Origin of the sequence: Edwardsiella piscicida (assembly GCF_001896205.1) — a bacterium.
GTDB classification, from domain to species: Bacteria; Pseudomonadota; Gammaproteobacteria; order Enterobacterales; family Enterobacteriaceae; genus Edwardsiella; species Edwardsiella piscicida.
This window is the reverse complement of sequence record NZ_MPNU01000001.1, coordinates 3695747-3708006: the sequence shown is the minus strand read 5'-3', so window position 1 is coordinate 3708006 and position 12260 is coordinate 3695747. Positions and strand designations below refer to the sequence as shown.

At 62.1% G+C, this 12260-nt stretch carries 11 protein-coding genes and 1 pseudogene; 11 read left to right on the top strand and 1 reads right to left on the bottom strand.

Annotation, left to right across the window (positions count from 1 at the left end):
* From ftsY to BRD58_RS17090, 7 genes are all read left to right on the top strand, one after another.
* Nucleotides 1–1161 (top strand): signal recognition particle-docking protein FtsY (gene ftsY, locus BRD58_RS17120; protein ID WP_236721614.1); only part of this gene is annotated, 1161 nt, incomplete at its 5' end.
* A gap of 5 nt (nt 1162–1166) precedes the next feature.
* On the top strand, nt 1167–1838 hold the full coding sequence (ftsE, locus tag BRD58_RS17115; RefSeq protein WP_015462466.1) for a cell division ATP-binding protein FtsE: 672 nt from the start codon (nt 1167–1169) through the stop codon (nt 1836–1838).
* Nucleotides 1828–2796 (top strand): permease-like cell division protein FtsX, encoded by a 969-nt coding sequence (gene ftsX, locus BRD58_RS17110; RefSeq protein WP_012850124.1) that lies wholly within the window; start codon nt 1828–1830, stop codon nt 2794–2796. Before ftsE ends, ftsX begins: the two co-directional genes overlap by 11 nt.
* Before the next feature lie 307 nt (nt 2797–3103).
* A complete protein-coding gene (rpoH, locus tag BRD58_RS17105; RefSeq protein ID WP_012850123.1) occupies nt 3104–3958 on the top strand; it encodes an RNA polymerase sigma factor RpoH in 855 nt (284 codons plus the stop codon).
* 96 nt (nt 3959–4054) lie between these two features.
* Nucleotides 4055–5176: a sugar diacid recognition domain-containing protein gene (locus BRD58_RS17100; protein WP_012850122.1), complete on the top strand. Its 1122-nt coding sequence runs from the start codon at nt 4055–4057 to the stop codon at nt 5174–5176.
* Between the two features lie 186 nt (nt 5177–5362).
* Nucleotides 5363–6628: a GntP family permease gene (locus tag BRD58_RS17095; RefSeq protein ID WP_073383795.1), complete on the top strand. Its 1266-nt coding sequence runs from the start codon at nt 5363–5365 to the stop codon at nt 6626–6628.
* Nucleotides 6629–6643: 15 nt separating this feature from the next.
* Nucleotides 6644–7780, top strand: coding sequence for a glycerate kinase (locus tag BRD58_RS17090; RefSeq protein WP_069579484.1), 1137 nt, complete (start codon nt 6644–6646; stop codon nt 7778–7780).
* Here BRD58_RS17090 and panM read toward each other — a convergent pair.
* Complete coding sequence (gene panM, locus BRD58_RS17085; protein ID WP_069579482.1) at nt 7777–8169, bottom strand: aspartate 1-decarboxylase autocleavage activator PanM; 393 nt, start codon at nt 8167–8169, stop codon at nt 7777–7779. The genes BRD58_RS17090 and panM overlap by 4 nt on opposite strands.
* 298 nt (nt 8170–8467) lie before the next feature.
* Between panM and ugpB the strand changes: the two genes are divergently transcribed.
* The 4 genes and pseudogenes from ugpB to ugpC form a co-directional block, all read left to right on the top strand.
* Nucleotides 8468–9787 carry a sn-glycerol-3-phosphate ABC transporter substrate-binding protein UgpB gene (ugpB, locus tag BRD58_RS17080; protein WP_012850118.1) on the top strand — a complete coding sequence of 440 codons (1320 nt, stop codon included), beginning with the start codon at nt 8468–8470 and terminating at the stop codon, nt 9785–9787.
* A gap of 66 nt (nt 9788–9853) precedes the next feature.
* The gene (gene ugpA, locus BRD58_RS17075; protein ID WP_012850117.1) at nt 9854–10738 is read left to right on the top strand and encodes a sn-glycerol-3-phosphate ABC transporter permease UgpA; all 885 of its coding nucleotides are present in this window, start codon (nt 9854–9856) and stop codon (nt 10736–10738) included.
* Nucleotides 10738–11580, top strand: a complete 843-nt coding sequence (gene ugpE, locus BRD58_RS17070; RefSeq protein WP_012850116.1) for a sn-glycerol-3-phosphate ABC transporter permease UgpE — start codon at nt 10738–10740, stop codon at nt 11578–11580. Before ugpA ends, ugpE begins: the two co-directional genes overlap by 1 nt.
* Nucleotides 11581–11604: 24 nt before the next feature.
* A pseudogene (gene ugpC, locus BRD58_RS18295) lies at nt 11605–12260 on the top strand (sn-glycerol-3-phosphate ABC transporter ATP-binding protein UgpC); the annotation flags it as partial.

Sequence of the window (12260 nt, the reverse complement as noted above, 5' to 3'; positions counted from 1 at the left end):
GAGCAGGCAGAGCAGATGGCGCAGGAGTTCATCGTCGCCCGCGCGGCCGCCATGGCGACCGCGGCGCTGGATGTCTCCCTGGAACCCGCCGAGGAGACGGCGGTAGCGACGCCGGCGGCGCCTATCGTGGATCTGGCCGAGGTCGCGCGTTCGCAGGAGACCGCCGACCTGCAGGATATCGATGCGGAAGAAGAGGCATCGCCCGCGCCGGTCAGCGTGCGTGAACAGGAGAAGCCGGTGAAGGAGGGCTTCTTTGCCCGCCTGAAGCGTAGCCTGGTCAAGACGCGTCAAAATCTGGGATCCGGCTTCTTTGGCCTATTCCGCGGCAAAAAAATCGATGACGATCTGTTCGATGAGCTGGAAGAGCAGCTTATCGTGGCCGACGTCGGCGTGGAGACCACGCGCAAGATCATCGACTCGCTGACCGCTCACGCCAGCCGCAAAGAGCTGAAAGATGCCGAAGCGCTGTACGGTAAGCTGAAAGAAGAGATGGGCGAAATCCTGCAGAAGGTGGATGCGCCGCTGGATATCAGCGGGCATCAGCCCTTCGTTATTTTAATGGTTGGCGTTAACGGCGTGGGTAAAACGACCACCATCGGCAAGCTGGCTCGTCAGTTCCAGGCGCAGGGGAAATCGGTGATGCTGGCGGCGGGCGACACCTTCCGCGCGGCGGCGGTGGAGCAGCTGCAGGTCTGGGGCGAACGTAACCATATTCCGGTGATTGCCCAGCACACCGGCGCCGATTCGGCCTCGGTGATTTTCGACGCGATCCAGGCGGCGAAGGCGCGTAAAGTGGACGTTCTGATCGCCGATACGGCCGGGCGTCTGCAGAATAAATCGCACCTGATGGAAGAGCTGAAGAAAATCGTGCGGGTGATGAAGAAACTGGATGAGCAGGCGCCCCACGAGGTGATGCTGACCATTGACGCCAGCACCGGACAGAACGCCGTCAGCCAGGCACGCCTGTTCAACGAGGCCGTAGGGCTGACCGGTATTACCCTGACCAAGCTGGACGGCACCGCCAAGGGCGGGGTGATCTTCTCCGTCGCCGATCAGTTTGGTATCCCGATTCGCTATATCGGCGTCGGGGAAGGCATTGAGGATTTGCGTCCCTTTAAGGCTGATGATTTTATTGAGGCACTTTTTGCCCGAGAGGATTAAAACGGATGATTCGCTTCGAACAGGTCAGTAAAGCGTATCTGGGCGGGCGTCAGGCCCTGCAGGGGGTGGATTTTCACCTGCGGCAGGGCGAAATGGCGTTTTTGACCGGCCACTCCGGGGCGGGGAAGAGTACCCTGCTAAAGCTGATTTGCGGTATTGAGCGCCCGAGCGCCGGGCATATCTGGTTTGGCGGTCACGATATCAGTCGGTTGAAGAACCGCGAAGTGCCGTTTTTACGCCGCCAGATCGGGATGATCTTCCAGGATCATCACCTCCTGCTCGATCGCACCGTGTATGACAACGTAGCGATGCCACTGATCATCGCCGGCGCCAGCAGCGAAGACATTCGTCGTCGGGTGTCGGCGGCGCTGGACAAGGTCGGCCTGCTGGATAAAGCGAAGAACTTCCCCATCCAGCTGTCCGGCGGTGAGCAGCAGCGCGTCGGGATTGCCCGCGCGGTGGTGAACAAGCCGGCGGTGCTGCTGGCTGACGAGCCGACCGGTAACCTGGATGAGGCGCTGTCCGAAGGCATTCTGCGCCTGTTTGAAGAGTTTAACCGCGTCGGGGTCACGGTGTTGATGGCGACCCATGATATGACGCTGATCGCTCGGCGTCGCTACCGTATCCTGACGCTCAGTCAGGGGCGCATGGCTGGAGGGGTGCAGCATGAGCAATAAACCCAATGCCCGGACGCGCCGCCCGGACAAGAGCAAGGCCCTGCGCGGCGGCTGGCGTGAACAGTGGCGCTATGCCTGGGTCAATACCCTGGCAGATATGCTGCGTCAGCCGCTGGCGACGCTGCTGACGGTGATGGTGATCGCGATCTCGCTGACCCTGCCGAGCGTGTGCTACCTGGTCTATAAGAACGTCAGTGAGGCCGCGACCCAGTGGTATCCCACGCCGCAGCTAACGGTGTATCTGGACAAGGCGCTGGATGACGACGCCGCCAGTCAGGTGATCGCGACCCTCAAGCAGCAGGACGGCGTGGCCAAGGTCAACTACCTGTCGCGTGAAGAGGCGCTGGGCGAGTTCCGCAACTGGTCTGGCTTCGGCGGCGCGCTGGATATGCTGGAGGAGAACCCTCTGCCGGCGGTGGCGATCATTACGCCGAAGCTGAGCTTTGAGAGCAGCGCAACCCTGAACACCCTGCGCGATCGCGTAGCGGCGGTGAAAGGGGTGGATGAGGTGCGCATGGATGACAGCTGGTTTGCCCGCCTGGCGGCGCTGACTGGGCTGGTCGGCCAGGTGGCCGGAATGATCGGGGTGCTGATGGTGGTCGCCGTATTCCTGGTGATCGGCAACAGCGTCCGTCTGAATATTTTTAGCCGCCGCGATACCATCAATGTGATGAAGCTTATCGGCGCGACCGATGGCTTTATTCTGCGGCCGTTTCTCAACGGCGGCGCGCTGCTGGGGTTCTGCGGTGCCCTGCTGTCGCTGATCCTGTCTCAGACTATGGTCTGGCAGCTGGACAGCGCGGTCGCGCGGGTGGCCTCGGTATTTGGCACCACCTTTACCCTGCACGGTCTCAGCTGGGATGAGTGTCTGCTGCTGCTGCTGGTCGCGACCATGATCGGCTGGATCGCTGCCTGGCTGGCGACTGTTCAGCATTTACGCCGTTTTACGCCGCAGTAACACGACGTCATATCGCCTTATGCTATACTCTCTCCCCGTTGAGTCCGAGACGGGGGGAGAGCCAGCGGCCTGACCCAAACTTGGTTTCCCGCCTGATATGGTTTTATTCCTCCCTCGGTGCGCCGAAGCGGCGTATGCTTCTGTGAAGTCACTGTTGCAGATTTGTGCAATAATATCCGCTATAATAGTGAACTTGTGGGATGACTCACGGTCAAATTATGCAGAATCGTGCTAACTTTCGTTGTTTGGCCCTTTTGCCCGGCCGGAAGCTGTAATGCACGGACTGTTATCGTATTGAGAGGGTTTGATGACCAAAGAAATGCAAACTTTAACCTTGGTTCCCCAGGGCAGTCTGGAGGCCTACGTGCGGGCTGCCAACGCCTATCCGATGCTGACGGCAGAGGAAGAGCGGGCGCTGGGGGAACGGCTGCATTACAAGGGAGACCTGGATGCCGCCAAACAGCTGATCCTGTCACACCTGCGCTTTGTGGTTCATGTCGCCCGTAACTACGCCGGCTACGGACTGCCGCAGGCAGACCTGATCCAGGAAGGTAATATCGGCCTGATGAAGGCCGTGCGCCGCTTTAACCCCGAGATGGGGGTGCGCCTGGTATCCTTTGCCGTGCACTGGATCAAAGCCGAGATCCATGAATATGTGCTGCGCAACTGGCGTATCGTTAAGGTCGCGACCACGAAAGCTCAGCGTAAGCTGTTCTTTAACCTGCGTAAAACCAAGCAGCGTCTGGGCTGGTTTAATCAGGACGAGGTCGAGCTGGTAGCCCGAGAGCTGGGCGTGAGCGAGAAAGACGTGCTGGAAATGGAGTCGCGCATGGCCGCTCAGGACATGGCGTTCGACCTGCCCGGTGATGACGAGCAGGAGGGCGCGCCGACGGCGCCGGTGCTGTTCCTGCAGGATAAGTCCTCCGACTTTGCCAATGAGATCGAGGATGACAACTGGGAAAGCCACGCCGCAGATAAGCTGAGCGTCGCCCTGGAAGGGCTGGACGAGCGTAGTCAGCACATCATTCGCGCCCGTTGGCTGGACAGCGACAATAAGGCCACTCTGCAAGAGTTGGCCGATCGCTATGGCGTTTCCGCAGAGCGCGTGCGTCAGCTGGAAAAAAATGCCATGAAGAAGCTGCGTGCGGCGATAGAAGCCTGAGCGCGGTAACGGCAGGATAAAGGGCGATGCGATGGCATCGCCTTTTTTGTGTCCGCACGTCGGCGTCGCCGCGCCGGGCGTACGGATGGAGGATGTATGGACGGCAGCGATCTCAGCGAAGCCGTGGCCCGACAGATCGTTCATCGGGCGATGGAGATTATCGGCCATTCGGTCAACGTAATGGATGCCCACGGGGTGATCATCGCCTCTGGCGATACGGCCCGCCTGCATCAGCGTCATGAGGGGGCGGTGCTGGCGCTGGCAGAAAATCGCCTTATCGAAATCGATGAGGCGGCGGCCCGTCAGCTGCGCGGCGTGCGCCCTGGGATCAATTTACCGATCACGTTCCGTCGCCGTCTGGTCGGCGTGGTGGGGATCTCCGGTGCGCCGGGCGAGGTGCGGGCCTATGGCGAGCTGGTGCGTATGGCGGCGGAGCTGATTCTGGAGCAGGCGGCGCTGCTGGAGCAGAGCCAGTGGGAGAAACGCTATCGCGAGACCCTGGTACAGCAGCTGATCGCCGACGAGCGCGATGAGGTCCAGCTGGCGGCGACGGCGGCCTATCTGGGCGTTGACGTCGCTCAGCCGCGAATTGCGCTGCTGTTTACGCTGCAGGATGCCCACCATGAGACGCTGCGCGCTCTGCTGGAGGCCCTGACGGCGCAGTACCGCGAGGCGCTGATCGGGGTACAGGGCTTTGGCCAGCTGGTGATGCTGCTGCCCTGCGGCGACGGCGCGGTGGAGAGCCCGGCGCTGCGCCGGACGGTGCGCCAGCTGACCCGCGGCATCGCGGCGCGTTTCGCGCTGCATATCTATGTCGGGGGAGCATTCTCCGGCGCCGGCGCCGTCTGTCGTTCCTACCGCAGCGCGCAGGCGCTTCAGGCGCTGGCGCGTCGCCATGCCCTGGCCGGGACGGTGATTTATTATCAGGATCATGTGCTGCCGACGCTGCTGGAGCATCTGGCCGGCAGCTGGCAGGCGGATGAGCTGGGGCAGGCGTGGCTGCGGCTACAGCGTCAGGATAGTCGCGGGGTGCTGTGCCGGACCCTGAGGACATTTTTTGCTCAGAACTGTGAGCTGTCTCAAACCTCAAAACTGCTGCATATTCACGTCAATACCCTGCGCTATCGTCTGCAGCGGATATCTGATATTACTAATTTAAATATCAATCAGTTACAGAGCATCATCCAGCTTTATCTCGGTATGCAGCTCCACGGCTAATTTGGTGTTTCCTACAAAAACAGCGTCGCCCCACGGCGCGTTTTCTGTCCGTTTCCCCCAAGCTTTTCCCCGCATATTTTTCATAATGGCTCGGCATCGATGCGACCCCGCCCGGCGGGAGAGCACTGAGTACCCTTTGCCGCCCTCGGCGGCCATACCGATAAAAATAACAAGAGGAGTCATTCTATGGTGACCGTATCCGCAACGGGGGCGCTTGTCGCACTAATCGTTGCCATCGTTTTGATTTTACGCAAGGTTCCGCCAGCCTACGGTATGATTGCCGGCGCGTTGGTCGGGGGATTGGTCGGCGGGGCCGATCTGGTGCAGACCATCGCTCTGATGATCGGCGGGGCGCAGGGGATCACCAGCGCAGTGCTGCGTATTCTCGGCGCGGGGATCCTGGCCGGGGTACTGATTGAGTCCGGCGCCGCCAGCGCCCTCGCCGAGACGATCGTACGCCGCGTCGGCGAGGGACGGGCGCTGCTGGCGCTGGCGGTGGCCACGCTGCTGCTGACCGCCGTCGGCGTCTTTGTCGATGTGGCGGTGATCACCATTTCGCCGATTGCGCTGGCTATCGCTCACCGAGCCGACATCTCTAAAATGGCCATTCTGCTGGCGATGGTCGGCGGCGGCAAGGCGGGAAACGTCATGTCCCCCAACCCCAATACCATCGCCGCTGCAGAGGCGTTCAACGTGCCGCTGACCTCTCTGATGATGGCCGGTATCGTGCCCGGCCTGTTCGGCCTGGCTCTGGCTTACCTGCTGGCGCGGCGCCTGCGCGGGCACGGCAGTAAGGTTCAGGCCCATGAACTGGTGGCCGCCGATCACGTCAGTCAGCCCAGCTTCATGGCCGCGCTGACCGCGCCGCTGGTGGCCATTGTGCTGCTGGCCCTGCGCCCCATCGCGGGCATCGCCATTGACCCCCTGCTGGCCCTGCCGCTGGGGGGGCTGATCGGACTGCTGGCCATGGGGCAGTGGCGTCACGCCAACCGCTACATGGTCTCCGGACTGTCGCGCATGGCGCCGGTCGCGATCATGCTGCTGGGCACCGGTACGCTGGCCGGGATCATCGCCAACTCCGGATTGAAAACGGTGCTGATCGACGGTCTGGGGGCATCCGGTTTGCCCTCTTATCTGTTGGCGCCGGTCTCCGGTGCGCTGATGTCGATGGCCACCGCGTCGACGACGGCGGGCACCGCCGTGGCTTCCGCCGTCTTTAGCGCGACCCTGCTGGAGATGGGGATCACGGCGCTGGCCGGAGCGGCGATGATCCATGCCGGTGCGACCGTGTTTGATCACATGCCGCACGGTAGCTTCTTTCATGCCACCGGCGGCAGCGTCAATATGCAGGTGCATGAGCGCCTGAAGCTTATCCCTTATGAAACTGCGGTCGGTCTGATGATCGCGCTGATTTCCACGCTGATGTTCGGCGTATTCCACCTGGCGGGTTAACGGAGAAGACAGAGTATGAAAGTTGTGATCGCCCCCGATTCGTTTAAAGAGAGCCTGAGCGCGATGCAAGTGGCACAGGCGATTGAGCAGGGGTTTCGTGAGATCTATCCCGATGCCGACTACCTGCTGTTGCCGATGGCGGACGGCGGCGAGGGCACCGTCGATGCCATGGTCGCGGCGACCGATGGACGGCGCATTGCGCAGACGGTGACCGGCCCGCTTGGGCAGCCGGTGGCGGCCTTTTTTGGCTGGCTGGGCGACGGCGAAACCGCGGTGATCGAGATGGCGGCCGCCTCCGGTTTACATCTGGTGCCGCCCGGGCAGCGCGATCCCTGTGTGACCACCTCTTATGGTACCGGCGAACTGATCCTGGCGGCGCTCGATCGCGGCGCGCGCCGATTGATCCTGGGGATCGGTGGCAGTGCGACCAACGACGGCGGCGCGGGGATGATGCAGGCGCTGGGTGCCAGGCTCAGCGATGCGCAGGGGCGGGCGCTGGCCTACGGCGGCGGCGCCCTGGGTGAGCTGGCGCAGATCGATCTGACGGGGGTCGATGCCCGTCTGGCGCAAACCGATATTCTGGTGGCCTGCGATGTCGATAATCCGCTGTGCGGCCCGCAGGGGGCATCGGCGGTATTCGGCCCGCAGAAAGGGGCTACGCCGGCGCAGGTACACCGGCTGGATGCGGCCCTACATCGCTATGGCACGCTGCTGGAGCAGGTCAGCGGTCGCGCGGTGCTGACGGTGGCGGGAAGCGGCGCGGCCGGTGGCATGGGCGCAGCGCTGTGCGGCCTGCTGAATGCTCGTCTGCGTCCCGGTATTGAGATCGTCACCGAGGCGCTGGATCTGGCGCAGGCGGTACAGGGGGCCAGCCTGGTGATCACCGGCGAGGGGCGTATCGACAGCCAGACCGTACACGGCAAGACGCCGATCGGCGTAGCGCGGGTGGCGAAGGCCGCCGGCGTGCCGGTCATCGCGTTAGCCGGGGGGATGGCGCCCGACTATGGCGTGGTGCATGCCCATGGGCTGGACGCGGTCTTTTCGGTACTGTGCCGCGTTTCCCCCCTGGAAGAGGCGCTGGCACAGGCGCACGATAATCTGCGCGTTACGGCCCGCAACGTTGCGGCGGTTTGGCGCGCCGCGCGCGGTTAACGGCGCCAGCCCTCCGCCCGGCGGCTAAAGCCGCAGGCGCGCATAAAGCTGTCCATGACGGCGTGCTGCGCTGGCGGAATATCGCCAAGCGGCAGCTGCCAGGCGTGAATGTTCGGCAGCTGGCGCAGCGTATCCTCTACCAGGTACAGGCCAACGCCGCGCCGACGGGTGACCTGGCGAACCATCAGATCGCGCAGGGTCGCGATACCGTTATCCTGCGTCACCTTCACGGCGGCCAGCAGGCGATCGTTAAAGCGGGCGACAAACAGCGCGTCGCCGCTGTCCAGCCCGCGCTGCCACATCTGCGGCGTTTGCTGCGGCCAGATTTTTTGCAGATCGCCCAGATCGGCGGCGTTGAGGGTATGCAGACGTTCAATGGTAAGTTTCATGGGCCTTCCATTAGGTGATGGGGGAGCACAGGCGGCGTGCCGCTCATTGTACGGCATTCCCGGCGCGGGCGCAGGGGGGCGCGCGTGATGCCGCCGTCACCCTCTCTCCTGCTGCGCGACCTCTCGTTCTGATGATCGCTCTCGGCGCGGCGCCGGGTGTCACGGTCACGTCATTTTTATTTCATCCCGCGGTTATTTTTCTGTCATACGCACGTGGCATGGTACGCAGCGCAAGCAATATGTTGTTTATCACTCAATTAGTTGCGCGCCTATGAGCGTTTCACCACGGAGAGATGGAATGGTTAACAAGGTAACACTGACGCTGGCCTCGCTGGCCATGACCCTGACGCTGAGCGGCCCGGGATGGGCGGTCACCGAGATCCCGTTCTGGCATTCAATGGATGCCGAGCTGGGCAAAGAGGTGGATAGCCTGGCGGCGCGCTTTAACCAGTCACAGCGTGACTACAGGGTGGTGCCGATCTACAAGGGCGACTACGAGCAGAGCATGGCGGCCGGCATCGCGGCCTTCCGCAGCGGTAAGGCACCGGCGATCCTGCAGGTGTATGAGGTCGGAACGGCGACGATGATGCAGGCGCGTCAGGCGGTGAAGCCGGTTTACCAGGTTTTTCAGGAGGCAGGGATCGCCTTTGATGAAGGGCAGTTTGTGCCGACGGTCGCCGGGTACTATGCCGATGGCGACAATGGGCATCTGCTGTCTCAGCCGTTCAACAGCTCGACGCCGGTGCTCTACTACAATAAAGAGGCCTTCAGAAAGGCGGGGCTGGATCCGCAGGCGCCGCCGCAGACCTGGCAACAGCTGGCGCAGTACGCCGCCACGCTGCGCCAGAGCGGCATGCGCTGTGGCTATGCCACCGGTTGGCAGGGCTGGGTGCAGTTGGAAAACTTCAGCGCCTGGAACGGCCTGCCCTTTGCTTCGGAGAATAACGGCTTCGGCGGTCCGTCCGCGCGCCTGACCTTTAACCAGCCGACGCAGGTGGCCCATATTCAGCGCCTGGCAGATATGCTGAAGCAGGGAGATTTTAGCTACTTCGGGCGTAAGGATGAGCCGACCGCCAAATTCTATAACGGTGACTGCGCGATGGTCACCGCCTCTTCCGGTTCGCTGGCCAATATTCGCCAGTACGCCAAGTTTGACTATGGCGTCGCCTTTATGCCCTACGATGAGCGTATCGGCAGCGCGCCGCAGAATGCCATTATCGGTGGCGCCAGCCTGTGGGTCATGAACGGTAAGAGCCCGCAGACTTACCGCGGCGTCGCCGAGTTTCTCCGCTTTCTCACCCGCCCGGAGAATGCGGCGGAGTGGCATCAAAAGACCGGCTATCTGCCGGTGACGACCGCTGCCTATGAGCTGACGCGACAGCAGGGATTCTACGATCGCAATCCCGGCGCCGATACGGCGACGCGCCAGATGCTGAATAAAGCGCCGCTACCGTTTACTAAAGGCGTACGTCTGGGCAACATGCCGCAGATCCGCACCGTGGTAGACGAGGAGCTAGAGGGGGTCTGGACCGGCAAGCAGAGTGCCCAGCAGGCGCTGGATAACGCCGTGATGCGCGGCGATCGGCTGCTGGCGCGTTTTGAGCAGAGTACCCGTTAGTTCCATGGTGCGTTGGCCATGGCGTCGCCGAGTGCGGCGTCATGGCATGAGGTAGGTTGAAGCAAGATGAACTCCCCGATCCCCGTTTATGGCCGCAGCTGGCTGCCCTATGCGTTAATGGCGCCCCAGCTGGCGATCACCGCGATCTTTTTTCTGTGGCCCGCCGGTGAGGCGCTGTGGTACTCCCTGCAGCAGGTGGACCCCTTTGGTCTGTCCAGCCGCTTTGTTGGGCTGGCGAACTTTGTCCAGCTGCTGGATGACCCCTACTACCTGGCGTCGCTGCGCACCACCCTGTGGTTTAGCGCGCTGGTGACCGTCAGCGGCCTGGTTATTTCGCTGTTTTTTGCCGCACTGGTGAATCAGGTCCTGCGTGGCCGCCGCATTTACCAGACCCTGTTTATCCTGCCCTACGCCGTCGCCCCGACCATTGCGGCGGTGCTGTGGATGTTTTTGTTCAGCCCTGGCATGGGGCTTATCAGCCATGCGTTGGCGAGCATCGGCTATGACTGGAACCACGCCCGCTACAGCGGACAGGCGATGTTTCTGGTGGTGCTGGCCTCAGTATGGAAGCAGGTGAGTTATAACTTTCTGTTTTTTCTGGCTGCATTACAGTCGGTGCCGCGCTCGCTGATCGAGGCGGCGGCCATCGACGGCGCCGGGCCGCTGCGGCGCTTCTGGCATATCGTTCTGCCGCTGATCGCCCCAGTGAGCTTTTTCCTGCTGGTGGTCAATCTGGTCTACGCCTTTTTCGATACCTTTCCCGTCATCGATGCTGCCACCGGCGGCGGGCCGGGACAATCCACCACCACCCTGATTTATAAGATCTACCGCGAAGGATTCGCCGGGCTGGATTTGTCCAGCTCCGCGGCGCAGTCGGTGGTGCTGATGACGATGGTGATCGCGCTGACCCTGATCCAGTTTCGCTATGTTGAGCGTAAGGTGCGCTACTGATGATAGAGAACCGTAGAGGGCTGGCGTGGTTCAGCCACCTGATGCTCATTGCCGGGGCGCTGACGATCCTGTTTCCACTGTATGTGGCGCTGGTGACGGCGACCCTGGATCGGGCTCAGGTCTTTCAGTCGCCGATGCCGCTGCTGCCCGGCGGCGAGCTGTGGAATAACATTCGTCACGTCTGGCAGCAGGGGATCGGCAACGGCGCCCCCTTTGGCCGTCAGCTGTTGAACAGCCTGGTGATGGCGCTGGTGATCACCGTGGGCAAGATCAGCGTATCGATGCTGTCGGCCTTCGCCATCGTTTATTTTCGTTTTCCGCTGCGTAACCTGTTTTTTTGGCTGATATTTATTACCCTGATGCTGCCGGTTGAGGTGCGCATTTTCCCGACGGTCGAGGTGATGGCCGGGCTGCAGCTAATGGACAGCTATACCGGGCTGACGCTGCCTCTGATGGCGTCGGCGACCGCTACGTTTTTGTTCCGTCAGTTTTTTATGACGCTGCCGCCGCAGCTGGTTGAGGCGGCGCGCATCGACGGCGCGGGGCCGATGCGCTTTTTCCGCGACGTGCTGTTCCCCCTGTCGCGAACCAACCTGGCGGCGCTGTTTGTGATCACCTTTATCTATGGATGGAATCAATACCTATGGCCGCTGCTGATCGCCAGCGATCCGGGCATGGGGACGGCGATGGTGGGCATTAAAAGCGCCATCGCCAGCGGTGAGGGGGCCACCGAGTGGCAGCGCGTCATGGCGGCGCTGCTGCTGACGCTGCTTCCTCCGCTGGTGGTGGTGTTTACCATGCAGCGCTGGTTTGTGCGCGGCTTGGTCGATAGCGATAAATGATTGGATGAGGAAACGGACGACTCAATGGCGCGTTTAACATTACAGAATGTCAGTAAAAGCTATGATGGACGGCAGACGATCATCAAAGGGATCGATCTGGAGGTGCAGGATGGCGAGTTTATCGTGATGGTCGGCCCCTCCGGCTGCGGTAAGTCCACCCTGCTGCGCATGGTGGCCGGTCTGGAGCAGACCAGCGGCGGCGATATCTATATCGGCGATGAGCGGGTGACCCAGCGGGAGCCTAAAGATCGCGGCGTGGCGATGGTGTTCCAGAACTACGCGCTGTATCCCCATATGACGGTGGCGGACAACATGGGCTACGGCCTGAAGATCCGCGGGCTGGGTAAGCAGCAGATCCGTCGGCGGGTCGAGGAGGTCGCCCAGATCCTTGAGCTGGGCGCGCTGCTGGATCGGCGCCCCGGCGAACTGTCCGGCGGTCAGCGCCAGCGCGTCGCGATGGGGCGGGCGATTGTCCGCGAGCCGGCGGTTTTCCTGTTTGATGAGCCGCTCTCCAACCTGGATGCCAAGCTGCGGGTGCAGATGCGCTTGGAGCTGCAGCAGCTGCATCGGCGGCTGAAGACCACCAGTCTCTATGTCACCCACGATCAGGTGGAGGCGATGACGCTGGCCCAGCGGGTTATCGTGCTCAATAAGGGGGTCGCCGAGCAGATAGGCACCCC